The organism is Psychrobacillus psychrotolerans (assembly GCF_900115805.1).
Classification (GTDB): Bacteria; Bacillota; Bacilli; order Bacillales_A; family Planococcaceae; genus Psychrobacillus; species Psychrobacillus psychrotolerans.
Genome location: NZ_FOXU01000008.1, coordinates 157,927 through 179,463, shown reverse-complemented (window position 1 = coordinate 179,463; position 21,537 = coordinate 157,927). Strand labels below are relative to the sequence as shown.

Here is a 21,537-nt window from a genome sequence, read left to right as displayed (position 1 = left end):
CTGGTTAATCGTGAGTTTTCTCGCGACCAACCAGTTTTTTTTTTTAGATATTAGTAGTTGGATTGTCCGATTATTGTATTAGCAAATACAACAAATAAATTAGTAACGCCTCGTAAAAGTTCTTCTAAAAAAATGCCACTTAGCGTTAGAATGCTAAGTGGCACGGTTATTAATTTTTCATCTTCGGATCTAGTGCATCTCGGAGTCCATCACCCATCAAGTTAAATCCTACAACTGTTAACATTATTGCTACTCCTGGGAAAATCATCGTCCACGGTGCATTTCTTAAATACATACGGGCATCCGCTAGCATTTTCCCCCATTCAGGAGCAGGCGCTTGAGCTCCCAATCCTAAGAACCCTAGAGCAGCTGCTTCAATAATAGCTGAAGCGATTGCCAGTGTTCCTGCAACAATAACCGGTGCCATAGAATTAGGTAGAATATGAGAAAACAAAATTCGAATGTCCCTCATCCCAATTGCTTTAGCAGATGTTATGTACTCTTCTTCTTTAATACTTAGAACTTTCGAGCGTATTAGGCGACCAAAGTTAGGAATATTAATAATCGCAATAGCAATCAATGCATTTTGTAAAGATGGTCCTAAGACAGAAACTACAGCAATGGCCAATAATATACTTGGAAAAGCTAACATGATATCGAAAATTCTTGAAATAATCATGTCTATCCATTTCCCATAGTAACCTGCAATAATACCTAAAATACTACCAGCTACTACAGAACCAATAACAGAGAAAAACCCTACCATTAAGGAGATTCTAGCTCCATAAATAATTCTAGAGAATATATCACGACCAAAATCATCCGTACCAAACCAATACTTACTAGACGGTGGTTTCAATCGATCTGTTAAAAGCTGATCATTAATACCTTGTGGTGCAAGCCAAGGACCAAAAAATGCTAAAAATAAGAAGAATAAGACAATCCCTGCTCCTACAAGCGCTCCTTTGTTTTTTCGAAAGCTACGCCATGCATCTCGCCAAGGACCGGTCGACGTTTCTTTAGTTACTATTAGTTGATCATTTGTCGCATTCGGAACCATTTCGGACATATCTATTCCTCCTTTTAATCATATTTAATCCTCGGATCTACTAACCCATATAAAATATCTACAAATAAGTTAATCATCACGAATATAAAAGCGACAACCAATATACCCGACTGAATTACTGGATAATCACGGAACGAAATAGCTTCGTAAATATACCTGCCGATTCCTGGCCATCCGAAGATAGTCTCCGTTAAAATAGCGCCTCCAAGTAAAAGCCCAGTTTGAAGTCCAATTACAGTTAATACGGGTATAATTGCATTTTTTAAAGCATGTTTGTAAACTACAAAAAACATTTTCTGCCCTTTAGCTCTAGCAGTACGAACATAATCCGCTCTCATTACTTCAAGCATACTTGATCTAGTCATACGAGCAATTATCGCCATCGGAATTGTTGCTAACGCAATACCAGGTAATATTAAATGTTTCAGTACAGTACCTAGTTGATCGAATCTTCCCTGTATAATTGTATCTATTACATACAAGCTCGTGATGGAGTTAATGGGATCTCGAACCTCTTCTCGACCAGTCGTTGGAAGCCATTGTAATTCAATACCAAAAATCCACTGTTCCATCAATCCTAACCAAAAAATTGGCATGGATACTCCGATTAAAGCTAAGACCATTGCCATATAATCAAACCAAGAGTTTTGGAACCAAGCCGATATAATACCTGCATTAACTCCAATTATTACTGCAATAATAATGGCAAAGAAAGCTAGCTCCATTGTTGCAGCCAAGTATGGCCAAATCTCTTTAGCAACTGGTTGAACCGTTCGCATAGATTCGCCCAAATCACCTTTTAGAAGACCAGCTAAATAGTCAAAGTATTGTGTATACCAAGGCTGGTTCAAGCCTAGTTTAATCTCCAATGCTTCTATCGCTTCTTTAGATGCTAATTGTCCTAATATTACTTGTGCGGGATTACCAGGAATTGCTCGTATGATCATGAAAACAACAAATGTCATACCAAGTAATACAGGTATCAATTGTAATAATCGTTTACCGATATAGTGAAGCATTTTCTTCACCTCTCTAATTTAAATTAAGAAAAGCACAAACGCCTATGTAATTGGAAGTCAGTATATGATTATGATCGTCGTGTCACAACTACTGACCCTCATCATACGCCCCTGATATCTTGAAGCAACTCGAGGGACTAGACGTTGGAGCTAAACAAATGCTGAAAAAATACAATTTCTAATTTAATGAATAAAGGGGAGAAATCACGAAGACCTCCCCCCTTAAGCTTATTACTTAAAGTCGACCTTGTTTAATCTATCAGAACCAGTTGGATGTGGGAAGAAATTAGTAATTTCAGCATCTCCAGCTAGTAATGGTGTTGAGTGAGCAAGTGGAACCCACGGAGCATCCTCAAAGATTAATTCTTGTGCTTGTTTATAAAGTTCATTACGTTTGTCTTCGTCTACTTCTGTTTGTGCTTCGATTAAGATTTTATGTGTCTCATCGTTTTTGTAGTAGCTATAGTTGTTACTTCCGATATTATCTTCGTCAAGTAAAACATAGATAAAGTTGTCCGCATCTCCGTTATCACCAGTCCAACCTAATAAGAATGCATCTGCTTCACCATTTTTAGCTTTTTCTAAATAAGTAGCCCATTCGTAAGATACGATATTAGCAGTGATACCAACATCAGCTAAGTTCTTTTGAATAGCTTCCGCAACTTTTGCACCATCTGGCATATAAGGACGTGGTACAGGCATTGCCCATAGTTCCATTTCAAAACCGTCAGCCATACCAGCATCTGCTAATAATTGCTTCGCTTTTTCTGGATCGTACTCATAACCCGGAATATCTTCATTGTATCCACTAATAGAAGATGGCATAGGGTTTTTCGCTACCTCTGCACGACCTTCAAAGAAAGCGTCCACAATAGCTTGTTTATCAATTGCATAGTTTACAGCTTGACGAACTTTTGGGTTATCGAATGGAGGACGAGTATTTGTTAACCCAAGGTACCCAACATTCATAGATGGACGTTCAAATAGTTGTAGAGCTGCCTCTGACTCAACTGTAGCTCCGTCCGAAGGATTTACACCATCAGCTAAATCAATTTCTCCAGTTAAAAGAGAGTTTAAACGAGCAGAGTTATCAGGAATTGCACGGAAAACAACACGATCTAATTTCGGCTCTTCTGAATTCCAATACTCTTCATACTTTTCAATAGTGATAGAATCATTACGTTTCCACTCTACAAATTTGAATGGTCCTGTACCGACTGGGCTATCTCCATATTTATCTCCTGCTGCTTCAAATGCAGTTGGACTTGCAATAGCGAATGGACTCATTGCAATATTTTTCAAGAAAGGTGCTTGTGCACGCGTAAGTTTGAATATTACCGTGTAATCTCCCTCAGCAGTAACTGATTCAATTACATGACCTTCATCACCAGCATATCCACCGAACATAGACCCATAATATGGGAATAGATCTTCAGAACCACTAGCCCAACGTTCAAAGTTTTTAACAACTGCTTCTGCATTAAAATCAGTTCCATCATGGAATTTTACACCTTCACGAAGTGTGAATGTATACGAAAGTCCATCTTCTGATGGCTCCCACTTTGTAGCTAATCCTTCATTAATTGTTGTATCTTGCTCACCAAAGTTTAATAAAGTTTCTTGCACGTTTTGTGTAACTTTGAATGATTCACCATCCGTTACAGCAGCTGGATCTAGTGAAACAGAATCTCCTCCACGACCAAAGATTAATACTTTATCTTCCGCAGTTTCTGTAGTTCCCTTGTCATTATCTTTTTTTGTATCGCCGTCTGATGAATCGTCAGATGAACACGCAGCAAGTACCATAGTAAGTGCAACGAACATCAGCAGCAAAAATGACCATATCTTCGTTTTTCCCATTTGGACCCCTCCAATTATTTATTTATTATCAATGTTGCAATTGCTCATTATATAAATGGCATGCAACAAAATGACCTGTTTTAGCTTCTTGTAATTGTGGAACATCCTTCACACAAATATCCATCTTAAAAGGACATCTTGTATGGAAGGTACACCCAGAAGGTGGATTTGAGGGACTTGGAATGTCTCCTTCTAAAATAATTTGTTCCCGTTTAAACTCCGGATCTGGAACTGGAACTGCAGAAAGTAAAGCTTTTGTATAAGGATGTAAAGGTTCAGCATACATGGATTCACTTGTAGCGAGTTCTACCATTCTTCCTAAATACATTACCCCTACACGATCACTGATATGGCGAACAACTCCCAAATCATGAGCAATAAAGATATAAGTTAACTTGAGCTCCTTCTGTAAATCTTGCATGAGATTCAAGACTTGTGCCTGTATCGAAACGTCGAGTGCCGACACTGGCTCATCCGCTATTATCAACTTCGGATTAGTCATCAATGCTCTTGCTATTCCTATACGTTGCCTTTGTCCTCCACTAAATTGATGTGGATAACGTTTGGCATGATAGCTACTTAAACCGACAATTTCTAGAAAGTCATGTACTTTCTTTTTTCTACTCTTTGGGTCTCCAATATTATGGACAATTAAAGGCTCCATTAGAATCTTTTCAATTGTATGACGTGGATTTAAAGAAGCATAAGGATCTTGGAATACCATTTGTATTTCACGTCTAGCTTTTCTCATCTCATCATTTGAAATACTCGTTAGTTCTTTTCCGTTAAAGGTCACTTTTCCTTCAGTAGGCTCTAGTAATCTCATAAGCATCCTGCCTGTAGTAGATTTACCACAACCAGATTCACCCACTATTCCTAGAGTTTCTCCTTCATTTACAAAGAAAGAAATATCATCTACAGCTTTCACATTACCTGTATGTTTTCCTAACATCCCAGTACGTATTGGAAAATACTTTTTCAATCCTTCAACTTTTAACAGCGGCTCTGTCATCTTGCAAAACCTCCTTTTCATCGTATAAGAAGCATCTTGTTTTATGACCTTCCGCTGTTTCATATAGAGGAGGATTTTCTTCCGTACATCTTCCTACTACAAATTCACAGCGAGCTGCAAATCTGCAACCTTGTTTGATTGATCCAGGTTTTGGAACACTCCCAGGAATAGAGTAGAGGCGCTGTTTTTTATATCGCATATCTGGCACAGAAGCAATCAAACCTTTTGTATATGGATGCTGTGGGTTATTAAAGATTGTATCCACGGTGCCCTCTTCTACTACTTTTCCTGCATACATCACTACAACTCGTTCACAAGTTTCAGCTACTACGCCCAGATCATGCGTTATTAATATTACCGCCGTATTCAGCCGTTCATTTAACTCGCGCATTAACTTTAATATTTGGGCTTGAATAGTTACATCTAAAGCTGTTGTCGGTTCATCAGCTATCAAGAGCTTGGGATCACAAACTAATGCCATAGCTATCATTACACGTTGTCTCATTCCACCGGAGAGCTGATGTGGATAGTCATTCATAAGTTCTTCTGCTCTCGGAAGTCCAACTAGTTTTAGCATTTCTATCGCTCTTGCTTTCGCTTTCTTTTTGTTCCAGTCTTTCTTATGTAAGGTTATTGCCTCTAGTAATTGATTTCCAATTGTAAATAAAGGATTTAATGATGTCATTGGTTCTTGGAAAATCATTGCCACATCGTTGCCGCGAACTTTGCGCATTTCTTTCTCAGAAAACTTTGTTAAGTCTTTGCCCTCAAACAATATTTGACCACTCGTAATTTTCCCTGGTGGACTTGGAACTAGTCCCATGATGGAAAGAGAAGTAACACTTTTTCCACATCCTGATTCTCCAACAATACCTAGAATCTCGCCTTCTCTTACATGAAAATCAATATGATCTACGGATGGAATAACACCATCATCTGTGAAAAAGGACGTTTGAAGATCTTTCACTTCCAAAATTGTTTGTCGTTCACTCATGATGTTCCCTCTTTTCACAAATATTTGAATCTTCTAACTAAAGTACTATAAATGATATTTTACACAAAAAATTCTGTTATGCAACACTTTTCTGAAAAGTCATACGACTATCCTCCCTTCCTAAATATAAAAAAACATCTTATAAGCGGAAGAAACACTTATAAGATGTTTGAGTATTATTCTGTATCAAGTTGTTGAATTTGAAATAGATTGTAATAAGTATTTTTTTGTTTCATCAATTGCGCATGTGAACCGTTCTCAATCACTTTACCATTTTCAATAACGATTATATTATCGGCATGCGTAATAGTAGATAGACGGTGTGCTACGATTATGGTCGTACGATTGGAAGCTAGCTTCTCTAAAGAATCCTGTATTAAAGATTCACTCTCTAAGTCTAATGCTGAAGTTGCTTCATCTAGAACTAAAATAGATGGATTTTTCAAAAATACTCTGGCGATCGCAACACGCTGCTTTTGACCTCCTGAAAGTTTCACTCCACGCTCGCCGACTTTTGTTTCATATCCTTCAGGAAGCTCCATGATAAAGTCATGTGCGTTTGCTGCTATAGCCGCTTCCACTACTTCTTCATCTGTAGCACCAGGTTTCCCCATTAATATATTGGACTTGACCGAATCACTAAAAAGAATATTATCTTGTAGCACTATACCAATTTGCTTTCTTAAGGATTCAATGGTGACATCACGAACATCCTTACCGTCAATTAGTATTTGTCCCTTAGTAACATCATAAAATCTAGGAATTAAGCTAATAATAGTCGATTTACCACCGCCACTCATACCTACAAAAGCTACTGTTTCTCCTGCATTAACACGGAAATCGATATCCTCTAAAATCATATGTCCATCTTTTTCATACTGGAATGATACGTTAGAAAATGTCACTTCTCCGCTAGAGGTTCCTAAAGTAGAAGCACCTTTTTTATCGACAATATCATACTCTTCATCCATTAGCTCAAATACACGATCCATCGAAGCGAATGATTGCGTTAATGTTGTGGATGAATTTACTAAACGTCTTAACGGGCTGTATAAGCGCTCCACATAAGCAATAAATGCAGCCATTGTCCCTACAGAAAGTCTTCCATGAATAGCTTCATAACCCGCATAAGCAATAACAAGTAAAGGAGCAATATCTGTAATCGTATTAACTACTGCAAATGCTTTTGCATTCCATACTGTTTGTTTTACTGCTGCATCTAAAAATTCTCCATTTGTCTCATTAAACAATTTTTGTTCATGTTTTTCTAGCGTAAAGGTTTTAATAATACTCATTCCTTGTACACGCTCATGTAAGTAACTTTGAACACCAGCTAATGCTTGAGAACGCTCTTTTGTTAAATCCCGTAATCTTCCGAAGAAGTATTTAACGCTGAATGCATAGAACGGAAATGCTAATAATGTAACTAAAGTAAGCTTTACATTCATCGTTAACATGATGCCGATAGCGATTAAAATAGTCGCTAGGTCCAACCAGACGTTCATCAATCCAATCATGACAAAGTTTTTCGTCTGCTCCACATCATTGATAACTCGAGAAATAACCTCGCCAGCACGTGTGTTGGAGTAGTACTTTAAGCTAAGCTTTTGTAAATGGATATACATTTTCTTACGTATATCAAACAAGATTTTATTACTCACTAATTGCGCTAAGTATTGTCTATAATACTCTATTGGTGGTCGGACGATTAAGAATACTAATGCAGTCCCGCCAAGCCAATATATTAATTGAGTCATTTTTTCATCATTGGTTAATGCTTCTGCTCCGATAATATCATCAATTACAATCTTGATAAGAATCGGAATAAATAATGGGATAGCAAATTTTATAACCCCTATGACGATTGTCAAGAAAATTTGAAAGTTATACGGTTTTACAAATTCCATATATCTTTTCATCGAATTCATATAAAAACTCCCTTCTACCATGAGAAAAACCTGTTGCATATTTCAACAGGTTTCTCTAACTACTCATTCAACTGTTTTTGAAAATGATAACGACTTGTCCAAGCCTCAATAAAATCTGGTGCAAACGGACCTTTTCTTTGTTTGATCCAGGAAATGAGCTTCTCGACATTTCGATTTAAAATACCATCAATTTCTTCTGGATACTTCATTTCTTTTTTATGTTGCTCATATTCGTCTTCATCCAGAATTGTGTAGGTCATATCAGGAAATACCTTCACATCTAAATCATAATCAATGTACTTTAGCATTCCATTGTTATAGACAAATGGAGAACTCATGTTGATGTAATAGTATACACCATCTTCTCGTAGCATACAAATAATGTTAAACCAATATTCTGCATGAAAGTAACAAATAGAAGGTTCTCTAGTAATCCAAGTTCTACCATCGGATTCAATTACAAGTGTTCGTTCATTTGCTCCAATTACAATATTTTTGGTTCCTTTTAAAACCATCGTTTCTTGCCAGACCCGGTGGATTCGACCATTATGCTTGTAGCTGTGAATTTGAATAGTTTCTCCTTCATTTGGAATCGCCATGATTTAGCCACCTTTTCATCAAGCGTAAATTTAGAATTTTTATACTTATTTTCTTATTATAGCAATTCAATGTAAAAAACTATAGTAAAAAAATCAGCGAGGGTTATTTACCCTCGCTGATTTTTGGTGAATCCATGTTATTTAGTTCGGTTAGAAGAACGATTTGCTTGTGGACCGCTAGCTTGTTGTTTTTTCAACTCTGCTTGACGATTTTGTTCTTTAACTTTTTGAATATCAGTTTCAGAAGCAAACTCTTGGTTTTGGTTCTGCTGTTTTCTGTTATTCTTCATGGATTGTTCACCTCCGTACATTCCTATCATGTGCAGATGGCATAATTTTATTCATTCTTTGAGTCAATTTCATATAGAGTACTAGCAATAAAAGAAATTTCTACACGGATGTGCGCTGCCGCACACTACGCATGAGCCTTTAAGGATGAGTCACTCCGTTCCTTCACCCTTTTAAAGTCTCATTCTTCGCGCTCATGCGGCTTGGAAGGCGCACATCCAACCGACCACTGTATATGAAGTATATAGCTACTATAAATAGTTAGTCATTTATGAATCTAGCTTACATTTGCATCTTCGCCTTAAAGTTTAGATAGACAGTCTTCATTATACCAATGAGTCAATTTCATATAGAGTACTAGCAATAAAAGAAATTTCTACACGGATGTGCGCTGCCGCACGCTACGCATGAGCCTTTAAGGATGAGTCACTCCGTTCCTTCACCCTTTTAAAGTCTCATTCTTTGCGCTCATGCGGCTTGGAAGGCGCACATCCAACCGACCACTGTGTATGAAGTATATAGCTACTATAAATAGATAGTCATTTATGAATCTAGTTTACATTTGCATCTTCGCCTTCAAGTTTAGATAGACAGTCTTCATTATACCAATATAAGAAGTTTTACTCAGATGTGGCCGTTGCACGCCACGCATTTATGTCTTCCTAGCTGAAAAATTAGTGGGAGTGTAAGACACTACATTTTTAACGATCTTCCGCCATCGACAATAATTGTTTGGCCTCTAATCATGGAAGCGTCATCAGATAGCAAGAACATAGCTGTTTTGACCATGTCATCTATTTCTACCATCCGTCCTGCTGGTGTATTTACTCTGGCATCGTCTAGTAATTCATCTCGATTTGGAAAATGCTTGAGTGCGTCAGTGTCGAGCGCACCACCAGATACAGTATTTACTACAATTCCTTTAGGTGCAAGCTCCACTGCTAAATACCTTGTGAGTGATTCTATTGCGGCTTTTGAAACTCCGACTGTTGTGTAGTTTTCTAAATAACGGATAGACCCTAAAGAACTGATCCCCAAAATTTTCCCACCGTCTGGCATTAACTTAGCCGCTTCTTGGGCACCAAATAACATTCCTTTGGCGTTAATATTCATTGTCCAGTCCCAATGTGATTCCTCTAATTCCATAATAGGTCTTAAAACACCGGAAGCAGCATTGCTAACAAAAATATCTAAACGACCAAACTCTTCTTTAATAGTGTGGAACATATCACGAAGCTTTTCCACATCTCCTACATTCGCCTTTACTAAAAGTGCTTTTCTTCCTAGGTTTTCAATTTCCTTCACTGTCTCAAGAGCAGCGGTTTTACTTCGAGCATAGTTTACGACGATATCATATCCGTTTTTGGCAAGTTCGATAGCAATAGCTTTCCCTAAACCTCTGCTACTACCTGTAACTAAAGCTACTTTATTTGTTGTCATTTTCAAATCTCCCTCTCTTTCCATGCATTCCAAATTTTCAACATCGGGACGGGCATCGGTTGTAGATTTATTTCTTCTATAGTAAGCCACTTACAACGATTAGGAAGCTCTTTTTCCTGCTTCAAGATTGCTTCAAAACTTTCCATTTCCCATACTAGGTGCGAAAACACATGTTTAAACTCATTGATTAACGGACCTTTTTCAATCTCTATTCCGTAATCATGTTCGACAATCTCTTCTACTGTATGGTTAGGCGTTGGTAACTCTACCATTGGGAATTGCCACATATTCGCTAGTAAGCCTTTAGAAGCTCGTTTTTCAAGTAATACATGTCCATCCTTATTCTGTATAACTACTGTTTTCACTTTATGGGTCTTTGATTTCTTTTGAATTGTTTTTATAGGCAACTCATCTTGCACACCTTCAAAAAATGCAGAGCAATTTTCTCTCAATGGACACAAAAGACATTTTGGTTTAGTTGGGGTACAAATTACTGCACCTAGTTCCATAAGACCTTGGTTAAAGGCAGAGGGATTTTCACGATCTATCAAATCCATTACTGCCTCTTCAAATATTTTCTTTGTTTTTGGCTTCGCAATGTCTTCTTTTATCAATAAGACTCTAGAAAGTACACGCATAACATTGCCATCTACAGCATGTTCTGGCACTCCGTATGCAATACTTAAAATAGCACCAGCAGTATATGGACCAATACCCTTCAACTTGGAAATTTCTTTTCGATTGGAAGGTACAACGCTATTATAATGTTCAACTACTTCTTTAACACCACTCTGTAAGTTTCTCGCACGGGAATAATAACCTAATCCTTCCCACTCTTTTAATAGTTCTCCTTCTTCTGCATTAGCTAATGATTGTGGTGAAGGATATTTTGCGATAAATCTTTCATAATAAGGAATAACCGTATCCACTTTTGTTTGTTGTAGCATTACTTCGGAAACCCAAATTTTATATGGGTCTGTTGTTTTCCTCCACGGCAAGTCACGTTTTTCTTCTAAAAACCATGAAACTAGAGATTCTCTAACATTTTTTTTGTATAATTCGTTCACTGTAAAATCCTTCCTTGCGATTATTGACATTAAATTTGGGTATATGAATAGTAGCGGCTTTGTTTTTTAACTAATCTATTTTAAGATGTAGTAAGCTGTAATCCTAAAGGAGCTGGTTGTATGGACACAGGTACACATGTTGTTATGGGTGTTGCACTAGGCGGTCTCTCTCTTATTGACCCCGTTGTTGCAGGGAGCACACTTACAACGACTGCAGTTATAGCAGGTACAATTATAGGCTCTCAAGCCCCTGATATAGATACTGTTCTAAAATTACGCAATAATGCAGTTTATATTCGACATCATCGTGGAATTACTCACTCAATTCCAGCCGTTATTTTATGGCCTATTTTAATAGCAGGTGTGTTATGGCTTATTTTCCCTGAAGCCAATTTACTGCATTTATGGTTATGGACTTTTCTTGCTGTATTTGTACATGTTTTTGTAGATATCTTCAATTCTTATGGAACTCAAGCTTTAAGGCCATTTTCAAAGAAATGGGTTGCCCTGGGAGTTATTAATACATTTGATCCAATTATTTTTGGTATTCATGTGGTTGGTATACTTTTATGGATGTTAAGCTTAAATCCTGTACCAACTTTTCTTACTATGTACGCTATTATTTTCCTGTACTATATTTTACGATTCGCCGTACAGCATGCAGTGAAAAATTCTGTTAAGCATACTATTCCCGATGCAGATGAAATTATTGTTGCACCTACGATGAAATTTTTTCAATGGAGAGTAGCTGCAAATTCTAAAACACATCATTATGTAGGAAGAGCATACGGCAGATCTATCACTATTTATGATAAGTTCGAACGTAATCCGCTGCCCGAATCTGATTTAGTAAAAGCTGCTTTGAAAGACCAAAATATGAGTGCATTTACTTCGTTTTCTCCTATTTACCGCTGGGAGATTACGGAATTTGAGCATATATATGAAGTAAGACTAATTGACTTACGATATCGCAGTAATGACTTTTATCCATTCGTAGCCGTGGCACATTTAAATGAAGATTTAGAAATAGTCAATTCCTACACAGGTTGGATATTCAGTGAAGATAAGCTACGTAAAAAGCTAGATTTTATCCCACATAACTAATAAAGAAAAAACGCTAGGATACATTTCCTAGCGTTTTTAATTGCTAAAATCGTCGGTCTCCAATAAATGTTTATACTTCTCGTTCGTATTTGCAAATTCATGTAGCTGTGCACCGTAGCCATCTATCCATTTTCTAATGACCATTTCTGTGACAGCAGCCCCTTTATAATCATATCCAGCTTTGGCATACGAGGATTCAAAGTCTGACCATAGTAACTCTATCCAAGCTCTTGCCTTTGCAGCAGATAGCTTATCATTTTTTTCTAGAAGTGCGAAAGTTAATTCATCTATTTTTGTTTGCATATTATTTTCTTTCCTCCAGTGATTCTAGCATTGAGATTGGCAAGGCTTCTTCATATTTTTCTCCACCTAATCTGTAACCCCATGCAAATCTTCCTTTTAAGTATTCTACCTGAAAAAACACACCAGGATCTCCAATAATTCGGTACATCTCACCTGGTTTAATAGTAGCAGGATCTATTAGAAAAGCTTGGGCCATCAATGCTTTTCTTTCGTAAACGGCATATTCATTTACTATTCCTAGTTGCTCGGCTTTTCGTGATTTCTCTTTTAAATTTGCAATTTCCGTTCTAAGCTCTGGTACAGTCATATCACCATATTTTTTTTCACTCATCTTGCTCTTCCAACTCCTTCTTTTCTATATATAGATCAATTTGTTCTGCAGGAAAACCTTTTTGATATAACGCTGTCTTTATACGTCTTCGTAGATCGTTTCCTTTATATTTAGCCGAATGTTTTCGCCAAATTTTGTCTCCCTGCGTAGCAATTATATCGATCCATTCTTCTTCATTTTTTTCTAATTCGAATGTTGAAAGTGCTTGGGTAATTATACTAAAATTATACCCTTTTCTTTGAAGTGTATCTTGGACTTTTTGTTTTATCTGCCTTGGTGTTTTATCCTGATTTTGATTGATAATTTTTTCTGCCAAAGTTCTCGCTATATCTACTTGCTCTTCTTCTGAATAATTGCCCAATACTTTCTCTTGAAGATCTTTATCAATTCCTTTTTTCTTCAGTTCCTGACGTATTGCAGTAGGTCCTTTTTTGCTATTTTTCTTTTGTGTTTCTACTAAGGCTTTCGTAAAGCTTTCATCATTAAGAAAGCCATACTCATATAATTTTCGAATTGCTTCTAATATAACTGCTTCACCATACTCATTTTGCAATAGTTTTTGTTTTACTTCGTACTCACTTCTCATACGGTAACTTAAAAAGTTAATCGCTTTGTTAAACGCCTTTCTTACTTCATCGTCAAAAACAATTTCATCTAGTGTAAATTCTTCGATGACTTTGCCCTTAGATAATTGGTATTTGATCAGAACTGCTTCATCCAAACTAAATGCATACTTTTCATCCAAATATAAATTATACCGTTCATTATTATTCTTTTGTCGTCCAATTCTCGTAATAACCGGCACATTACTCTCTCCATTCGTCTTTCTTCAATTATAACGTATAAGTTGGTTGGTGATAAATGATTGAACTGTTATGATAAAACTAAGAAGGAGGTTGAAGATAAATGAAAATTGCAATTACTGGAGGAACTGGATTTGTAGGAAGCGAACTGACAAAGTTACTGTTGCAAAAAGGACATGATGTATATATACTATCTCGTTCTAAACAGGGAACGGAACATGGCATAACATATGTACAGTGGCTATCTGAAAATGCCCACCCTGAAAAACAGTTAGAAGGCATCGATGCTTTTGTAAATCTGGCTGGTGAGTCCATTAATAATGGGCGATGGACAGAAGTACAAAAACAAAAAATCTATGACAGTCGGATGCAAACAACGGATGAACTGCTCCGGATATTAAAAGCGCTTGCTGTAAAACCGAAAGTACTAGTAAATGCAAGTGCGATTGGCATTTATCCAGCCTCGACTAGTACAAGATATACAGAAAAATCAAAAGAAGTTGGTACTGACTTTCTAGCTCGAACAGTTCGAGATTGGGAGCTGAAAGCTAAAAGTGCAGAAGAGCTTCAGATACGTGTTGCTTATGGTAGATTCGGAATTATTTTAGGTAAATCTGAAGGTGCACTTCCATTGATGGCATTACCATACAAGCTTTTTGTTGGTGGACCTATTGGAACAGGTGATAATTGGATGTCATGGGTACATGTTAAAGATGTTGCAAGTGCCTTATTATTTGCAATAGAACAACCCATTAATGGTCCATTTAATATTACTGCGCCACATGCAAAAAAGATGAACGATTTTGGAAAAACCTTAGCAACTGTATTGAAAAGGCCACATTATTTTCCCGTTCCATCTTTTGCTTTAAAGTTTGCTTTAGGTGAAAAAAGTCAGCTTGTCATAGAAGGCCAACATGTTATACCACAGGTTCTACTGGATGAAGGTTATACATTCCATTTTCCTAATTTAGAAAGTGCTTTACGCGCTATTTATAAATGAATAACTAACTCTTATTGGCGCAACCTACTTAAAAAAGAAAGGTTGCGTTTTTATGTGGAAATCTCACCTAGTAGGAATTATTATTGCAACAATCATTTTAAGTATCGGATTTATGAATAAACCTTTTTCTGCCCAAGCTGATAAGGAAATCCATTGGGGCTTAAAAAAAGCTACAAATGAACAACAAGCAGAAGCAGGTGGAGAAATGGATGCCTTGCTCAAAAAACATGGTTCCATATATAAGGGATCTGCAGATGAAAAAATTCTATATTTTACATTCGATAACGGCTATGAAAACGGCTATACCGAGAGTATTTTAGATACTTTGAAAGGTGAAAACATTCAAGCTACATTCTTTCTAACTGGGCACTATTTAGAAAGTGCAACTCCTTTAGTAAAAAGAATGATTGCAGAGGGACACCAGATTGGCAACCATTCATATGGACACCCTAACCTAGCAAGGCTCTCTAAGGATGGTGTCAAAAAAGAACTGCAAAAATTTGATAAACGTTTAAGTGAACTAACTTCATTAACCCGAACAACCGTCACTCGGCCACCGGAAGGCATTTTTAACGAACAAGTGCTAGAGGCTGCCAATGAAATAGGATATCAGCATATCTTTTGGTCTGTAGCTTTTATTGACTGGCATAAGGATCAGAAAAAAGGCGGTAAATATGCTTATGATGAGCTAATGTCCCAAATCCACCCTGGTGCAATCATCTTAATGCACACAGTATCTCCTGATAATGCAGAGGGCTTACCAATGTTCATCAAGGATGCTAGAAAAATGGGATATACATTTGGAACACTAGATGATCTAGTCATGAATAATCTGGATATTCCGCTTACTTTGCTTCCTGAATAAACTCCTTTATAATAGAAGGAAGATTATAAAGGGAAACTTCATTCAGTGATGATTTTCCACTGAATGTTAGTTGAGCCAATCGGACTTTTACTTGGAGTTAATCCCCACTGGCTATTCCAGTGGGGATTTTACTGCAAGTTAAAGCGGGATAAAGGACGTGAAGGTATGAGTGAAAAATCAGTTATAGAAGTAGGACAAGAATTCCCCCTGACGATTAAACGACTTGGTATCAATGGGGAAGGCGTTGGATTCTTTAAACGTAATGTTGTTTTTGTTAAAGGAGCACTTCCAGGAGAAGTAATTACTGCGAAAGTGACAGTAGCAAATCCTAAGTATGCCGAAGCAGAAGTTAAAACTTTAAGAGAAGCGTCTCCGCATCGTGTTACTCCACCTTGCCCAGTATATGAATCCTGTGGCGGATGTCAGTTACAGCACATGACTTATGAAAGTCAACTGCTTGTAAAAAGAGATTTAGTTATACAGGCTTTAGAACGATATGTGAAAGACTTAGCCCCATCAATTGATGTAAGACCAACGATTGGCATGGAAAACCCATGGCACTATCGCAACAAAAGCCAATTCCAAGTGAGAGAATTAGGCGATAAAGTTATTGCTGGATTATACGCGGAAGAATCCAATATGTTAATCGATATTAACGAATGTTCCGTTCAACACCCGGCTACTACCCATATTACAAATGAAATAAAAAGATTCCTGGAAGAAATGAAAATTTCTATCTATGATGGAAGAAATTCTAAAGGAGTCGTCCGCACAATTGTCGTTCGTACGGGTATGAAAACTGGACAAATTCAAGTTACCCTTGTGACAACTCAAAAGAAAATGCATCAAAAAGAAGAACTAGTTCAAAAAATAAGAGCAATTGATCCTAATATAGTGTCCATTAGTCAGAATATCAATGCAGAAGATACTTCGCTAATATTTGGTGATACGACGATTAACTTACATGGGAAAGAAACGATTCATGAAAAGCTTGGAGAATTAGCTTTCGATTTATCTGCTCGAGCATTCTTCCAGTTAAATCCGGAACAAACAGTGCATTTGTACAATGAGATCGAAAAAGCTGCGGCTCTTACAGGAGAAGAAACAATCGTAGATGCTTATTGTGGTGTCGGCACCATCGGACTATGGCTTGCAAAAAATGCCAAAGAGGTTCGTGGTATGGATATTATTCAAGAATCTGTTCAAGATGCTAAAAAGAATGCCAAGCGAAATGGCTTCAAAAATACGCAATATGTACATGGTACAGCACAACATTGGTTACAAAAGTGGAAAAATGAAGGATTCGTTCCAGATGTATTAACAGTAGATCCACCACGCGCAGGTTTAGATGATGAATTGTTAAAAACGATCTTGGATATTAAACCAAAACGTTTTGTTTACACATCATGTAACCCATCGACACTTGCGAAGGATTTAGCTGCTCTTAAAGAAATTTACAATATAGAATACATCCAGCCTGTTGATATGTTTGCTCAAACTGCACATGTTGAAGCAGTAACATTATTAATACTAAAATAATAAAAAATCCCGAGAATTATTTCTCGGGATTTTTATTTTTTCTACCAGATTTTAATGATTATTACTTTTCTCACTCCCCACCCTCATCATATCTTCGTGAGTTTTAATTTGGAGATCATAGGGAAAGATTAAATTGAACATACTTTTAAAGGAGGAGATTTTTTTGAAAGCTGTCACATATCAAGGTGCCAAAGATGTCCAAGTAAAAGAAGTTCCCGATGCCAAATTAGAAAAACAAGATGATATCCTCGTACGTATTACCACTACAGCTATTTGTGGATCAGATCTTCATATTTATAGAGGTGCCATGCCGACTCGAAAGGACTATGTCATCGGGCATGAACCAATGGGAATAGTGGAAGAGGTTGGACCAGCAGTAACGAAAGTTAAAAAAGGAGATAGAGTAGTTATTCCATTTAACGTATCATGTGGCGAATGTTTTTATTGTCAAAATGAGATGGAAAGCCAATGCGATAACTCTAATGATAATCCAGCCTTGGACACAGGGGGTTACTTTGGTTTTACCGAACGTTATGGTAATTTCCCTGGGGGTCAGGCAGAATACTTACGAGTACCATATGGAAACTATCTGCCGTTTTTAATACCGGAATCTTGTGAACTAGAAGATGAATCTTTGTTATTTCTTTCAGACGTTCTTCCTACTGCCTATTGGAGTGTTGAAAACTCTGGCATGAAAGAAGGAGACACCGTTGCCGTTTTAGGAGCAGGTCCTATCGGTCTGATGGTACAGAAGTTTGCTTGGATGAAAGGTGCAAAGAGAGTAATTGCAGTGGATCATTTAGATTATCGTTTAAAACATTCTATAAAGATGAATAATGTTGAAGTGTATAATTTTGAACAATACGATGATATGGGTTCACATATTAAAGAAATTACTAACGGTGGAGTAGACGTAGTGATTGACTGTGTAGGTATGGACGGTAAAATGTCGATGGTTGAAAAAGTGGAACAAAAGCTAAAACTCCAGGGTGGAACATTAAGTGCTCTAGATATCGGAATAAACGCAGTAAGAAAGTTTGGGACAATTCAATTAACAGGCGTTTACGGGTCATTGTATAATATGTTCCCACTAGGTAATATTTTCGAACGAAATGTAACCCTAAAGATGGGACAAGCCCCAGTTGTACATTATATGCCTACCTTATTTGATAAAATTACGAACGGTGAATTCGATCCGAAAGAAATTATTACACATAGTATGCCATTAGACAAAGCAAGCGATGCTTATAAAACTTTCCATGATCATGAAGAAGAAAGTATTAAATTCGTGTTAAAACCTTAATTATATATAATACATTGGACAGACATTCAACTTGTCTGTCCTTTTCTCATGACATAAAATTCCATTCCGATTCAAGGCAATCTTCAATACTTTTTTGCAAAGGATATAATTTTGGTCTTTTTTGAACTTCAATTAAGAAGCTTTTTAAGAATGACTTGCAGTTTGCATATAAATACCAATACTCTTCTTCCTTCACTAACATTTTCTGTTTATGTAATTCATCTGGTATTTGCTGTAACAATGATTGTATTTCTTTTATTTCTAGACCTCGTTCGAGCATCTCCAGTATTGGAACTAATATTCTTTCCTCCTCTTCGTGAATGTAAACAGTAGTGGAAACAAGGACTTTATCCCACAGTGCGTTTAAGATTTCTCCAAAGTATTTTACACCTACTTTTTTACTTTTTATCAGTTCATCCAAAGTATCTGCGACATGCGCTACACTGTGAGCCCATCCTTTATATGGAATATATCCTCTTAAGTCTTTTTCAAGATTAATATAATCTACTATTTTATTTTTTACTTGCAAAATTACATCTTGGCTAAGAAAGTTATCTTCGTTGTCTCTAGATAGGATAAGTGCTATTAAAAGAGTAGTAAAAGACCTTGTGAATACAGTATCTGTGTCTTTATCTCCAATACCTTTCAATAACAAATCCTTTAGTGCCACTTCTAATAGTTCCTTCAACAGATCCTGATCTAGCAAATTCTTTTTTATTATTAAATGATAAAACCAGCTATATATTAATTGATCTCTCAACTCGCCATCTGAAGAACCAATATGTTCAATCATCGATTTGATAATAATGACTGTTTCCTCGGCTTCCCAAATTCTTTCCCCACTTTTAAGCTCCGATAATATCTCTTTAAGTTCCATTGCTTCCATTTGAAAATATCATTTCCTTCCATTCTTCATTAAACAATATCTATTTGTTCATTTTAGTTGATCTTCAAACTATTAATTTCTTAATTACTTCATTTACAAAAAGGAATCTATCTATATAGACAAAAAGAGCCCCTATAAAAATAACGATATAAATAGCTGATATTATAAGGGCTGGCTTAATACTCCCTTGTTCCAGTAAGTTAACAAGATTAATAAAAAACATGGAGAATACTATAATACCCGCAAGCCAAAGTGCCTTCAGAAAATTTACCTCATAATCTATCAGCGCAACTTTTAAGGTGGATTCCTCTGTTTTGATAACCTTATGTTGCTCCGAGTGAAGCATACCTTTCTTAGTTATAGTAAAAGATTGCTCATCACTATAATCTATTTGATGTGCTGCTGGATATAAATCCAAGGTGTATGTGACCAGCACAAAAGCTATGAGAAGCAAGTATAGAAGTAAATTTATATACTTTTTTTCTGCATTCAGCGTTATCATCGATTCCACTCCTTTTTTTGAAGTAGTGTATTTATTGATTATACGTAAAGTAGGCAGAAAAGTTACACAATTACAGTTATGGTAAAGATACATACATCATTGTCGTGAAGGTTATCACTTAAACTAAAGGGCTACAACAACTGGCATCATATTGATGGAGTAGCTCTTATCACATATCACTCCAATCAAATAGTACCTGATGCTCATTCGCATCAAGTACTGAAAAATTAGAAATGACCTGTTTTCCGCTTCATTCGCCATAAGAAATAAAGAACGGGTAAAATCAGGAATGCAGATGCCGAAATGCCTCCTGCAATTGTTGTGTATAATGCTAACAATCCTACTAATGGGCCCCCAACAATTTGTCCAAAAGCATCAAGTTGCCCAAACATGGAAAGTGTTGTTGCTCTACCTTTCGATTCAATTTGTTCATTTGTAATGATGCTCATTAATGGATAGTTTACGTTTCTCAGTGCACTTGTCACCCAGTACATCACCACAGCTATCCAGAAATGACCTGTCCATGCGAAAATTAGCATCGTTCCTGTCAACACTGCATTTATAAGCAATAGGACATCCGCGTAGCGACCTTTCACGTTTTTCTCAACAAAACGTAGTACGACAATATTAAGTAAAAATGCAATCGCATAAAAAGCACCGAACCAGTAGATGGACTCATCTTCCGACAAATTATAGTCAGTAATGAAATGGGCTCCATATAAACGGTCGAATCCTTCACTCGCAAGTCCCCATAATAACGTAACTACCGCTATGCTAACTAGCATAGTATTCCCACGAATCTGTGATAGTCCAGCTTTGATAGTGGTAACCATATGAGTGACACCCGAGACACCTTTTTCACGTGTTACTTTGACAAACTTGGTTTCGGGTAGCTTGATGAATGCCCAGAATGAAAGGGCAATCAGCATGACACCTGCGAATATAATCGCCGTTTGCACCGACCAAACAGCCGCAATTGCCACACTGGCCAAAATTGCTGTAAAACGTGCAAAAGAAGAAAATTGTGAACCTCGAAGGAACGTGGTGTCTAAGTCTTCGCCGTCTAACTCATCCGCAATCCATGCTTGTTCAGCTCCACTTATGAAAGTCCAGCCTATTCCCCACATCGCAGAAGCGATAGCAATCGCCCAAAATTCTGGCGTACTCCCTTCAAGTACATGTGCCAAACCAATAATAACTGTGCCCAGTGCTAGTGAACGCTTTCGTCCGTAGTGATCTGCATACAAGCCAGTTGGCATTTCAAACAAGAGAACGGAAACTTCCATAATTGTGCCGATTAAAACCAGTTGCAATGCATTTAAGTCTGCTTGCGTTACATAATAAATAGCATTTAATGTAAATACGATTTGGATAAAAAACGATCTAGAACTTGTGATTGTATAATAAAAATTTTGTATGCTCACTATAATTCCTCCGATTTAGTTGATTCTGGATTGAATCAAATCGGAGATCATATTATTAAACCAACATGCCCTCCAATTTGAATGAAGAAGTCAGTGTTATTCTTTGCATATGAATCTCTCCCTTTACTATAATTAACTCAGACTAACCTATTATTCAGAATATTGTCAAGAGTTGTTTATATATTGTTATTTTCAGGGATG

The 21,537-nt window shown here is 36.9% G+C and carries 21 protein-coding genes; 5 read left to right on the top strand and 16 right to left on the bottom strand.

Annotated elements, in window-relative coordinates; translation table 11 throughout:
• Nucleotides 1-169: 169 nt before the first annotated feature.
• The 10 genes from nikC to mutY form a co-directional block, all read right to left on the bottom strand.
• Entirely contained in the window at nt 170-1,060 is an 891-nt protein-coding gene (nikC, locus tag BM260_RS15150; protein WP_245762752.1) for a nickel transporter permease, read from the bottom strand.
• A gap of 23 nt (nt 1,061-1,083) precedes the next feature.
• Nucleotides 1,084-2,088, bottom strand: coding sequence for an ABC transporter permease (locus BM260_RS15145; protein WP_093538180.1), 1,005 nt, complete (start codon nt 2,086-2,088; stop codon nt 1,084-1,086).
• A 231-nt stretch (nt 2,089-2,319) separates the two neighbouring features.
• Entirely contained in the window at nt 2,320-3,948 is a 1,629-nt protein-coding gene (locus BM260_RS15140) for an ABC transporter substrate-binding protein (RefSeq protein WP_093538179.1), read from the bottom strand.
• 28 nt (nt 3,949-3,976) lie between these two features.
• Nucleotides 3,977-4,960, bottom strand: a complete 984-nt coding sequence (locus tag BM260_RS15135; protein WP_093538178.1) for an ABC transporter ATP-binding protein — start codon at nt 4,958-4,960, stop codon at nt 3,977-3,979.
• Nucleotides 4,935-5,954, bottom strand: coding sequence for an ABC transporter ATP-binding protein (locus tag BM260_RS15130; RefSeq protein ID WP_093538177.1), 1,020 nt, complete (start codon nt 5,952-5,954; stop codon nt 4,935-4,937). The genes BM260_RS15135 and BM260_RS15130 overlap by 26 nt, the downstream gene beginning before the upstream one ends.
• Nucleotides 5,955-6,130: 176 nt before the next feature.
• A complete protein-coding gene (locus tag BM260_RS15125) occupies nt 6,131-7,882 on the bottom strand; it encodes an ABC transporter ATP-binding protein (protein ID WP_093538176.1) in 1,752 nt (583 codons plus the stop codon).
• A gap of 59 nt (nt 7,883-7,941) precedes the next feature.
• Nucleotides 7,942-8,481, bottom strand: a complete 540-nt coding sequence (gene ntdP, locus BM260_RS15120) for a nucleoside tri-diphosphate phosphatase (protein WP_093538175.1) — start codon at nt 8,479-8,481, stop codon at nt 7,942-7,944.
• A gap of 137 nt (nt 8,482-8,618) precedes the next feature.
• A complete protein-coding gene (locus BM260_RS15115; protein WP_245762747.1) occupies nt 8,619-8,771 on the bottom strand; it encodes a gamma-type small acid-soluble spore protein in 153 nt (50 codons plus the stop codon).
• Between the two features lie 691 nt (nt 8,772-9,462).
• On the bottom strand, nt 9,463-10,209 hold the full coding sequence (fabL, locus tag BM260_RS15110; protein ID WP_093538173.1) for an enoyl-[acyl-carrier-protein] reductase FabL: 747 nt from the start codon (nt 10,207-10,209) through the stop codon (nt 9,463-9,465).
• 2 nt (nt 10,210-10,211) lie between these two features.
• Entirely contained in the window at nt 10,212-11,276 is a 1,065-nt protein-coding gene (gene mutY, locus BM260_RS15105) for an A/G-specific adenine glycosylase (RefSeq protein ID WP_245762746.1), read from the bottom strand.
• A gap of 120 nt (nt 11,277-11,396) precedes the next feature.
• Between mutY and BM260_RS15100 the strand changes: the two genes are divergently transcribed.
• Nucleotides 11,397-12,380 (top strand): metal-dependent hydrolase, encoded by a 984-nt coding sequence (locus BM260_RS15100; protein WP_093538171.1) that lies wholly within the window; start codon nt 11,397-11,399, stop codon nt 12,378-12,380.
• A 36-nt stretch (nt 12,381-12,416) separates the two neighbouring features.
• Here BM260_RS15100 and BM260_RS15095 read toward each other — a convergent pair whose 3' ends face one another.
• The 3 genes from BM260_RS15095 to recX are packed head-to-tail and all read right to left on the bottom strand — an operon-like array spanning nt 12,417 to nt 13,819.
• Nucleotides 12,417-12,683: a YfhJ family protein gene (locus tag BM260_RS15095; RefSeq protein WP_093538170.1), complete on the bottom strand. Its 267-nt coding sequence runs from the start codon at nt 12,681-12,683 to the stop codon at nt 12,417-12,419.
• 1 nt (nt 12,684) lies between these two features.
• The gene (locus tag BM260_RS15090; RefSeq protein ID WP_093538169.1) at nt 12,685-13,014 is read right to left on the bottom strand and encodes a YfhH family protein; all 330 of its coding nucleotides are present in this window, start codon (nt 13,012-13,014) and stop codon (nt 12,685-12,687) included.
• On the bottom strand, nt 13,007-13,819 hold the full coding sequence (gene recX, locus BM260_RS15085; protein WP_093538168.1) for a recombination regulator RecX: 813 nt from the start codon (nt 13,817-13,819) through the stop codon (nt 13,007-13,009). Before recX ends, BM260_RS15090 begins: the two co-directional genes overlap by 8 nt.
• A gap of 101 nt (nt 13,820-13,920) precedes the next feature.
• Between recX and BM260_RS15080 the strand changes: the two genes are divergently transcribed.
• From BM260_RS15080 to BM260_RS15065, 4 genes are all read left to right on the top strand, one after another.
• A complete protein-coding gene (locus tag BM260_RS15080) occupies nt 13,921-14,817 on the top strand; it encodes a TIGR01777 family oxidoreductase (protein ID WP_093538167.1) in 897 nt (298 codons plus the stop codon).
• Between the two features lie 52 nt (nt 14,818-14,869).
• A complete protein-coding gene (locus BM260_RS15075; RefSeq protein WP_093538166.1) occupies nt 14,870-15,682 on the top strand; it encodes a polysaccharide deacetylase family protein in 813 nt (270 codons plus the stop codon).
• A 165-nt stretch (nt 15,683-15,847) separates the two neighbouring features.
• Entirely contained in the window at nt 15,848-17,221 is a 1,374-nt protein-coding gene (gene rlmD, locus BM260_RS15070) for a 23S rRNA (uracil(1939)-C(5))-methyltransferase RlmD (protein ID WP_093538207.1), read from the top strand.
• A 163-nt stretch (nt 17,222-17,384) separates the two neighbouring features.
• On the top strand, nt 17,385-18,524 hold the full coding sequence (locus tag BM260_RS15065) for a zinc-dependent alcohol dehydrogenase (RefSeq protein ID WP_093538165.1): 1,140 nt from the start codon (nt 17,385-17,387) through the stop codon (nt 18,522-18,524).
• A 46-nt stretch (nt 18,525-18,570) separates the two neighbouring features.
• Here BM260_RS15065 and BM260_RS15060 read toward each other — a convergent pair whose 3' ends face one another.
• From BM260_RS15060 to BM260_RS15050, 3 genes are all read right to left on the bottom strand, one after another.
• Nucleotides 18,571-19,410, bottom strand: coding sequence for a DUF2785 domain-containing protein (locus BM260_RS15060; protein WP_093538164.1), 840 nt, complete (start codon nt 19,408-19,410; stop codon nt 18,571-18,573).
• A gap of 64 nt (nt 19,411-19,474) precedes the next feature.
• Nucleotides 19,475-19,912 (bottom strand): hypothetical protein, encoded by a 438-nt coding sequence (locus BM260_RS15055; RefSeq protein ID WP_093538163.1) that lies wholly within the window; start codon nt 19,910-19,912, stop codon nt 19,475-19,477.
• A 227-nt stretch (nt 19,913-20,139) separates the two neighbouring features.
• A complete protein-coding gene (locus BM260_RS15050) occupies nt 20,140-21,336 on the bottom strand; it encodes an MFS transporter (protein WP_093538162.1) in 1,197 nt (398 codons plus the stop codon).
• Nucleotides 21,337-21,537: the final 201 nt, after the last annotated feature.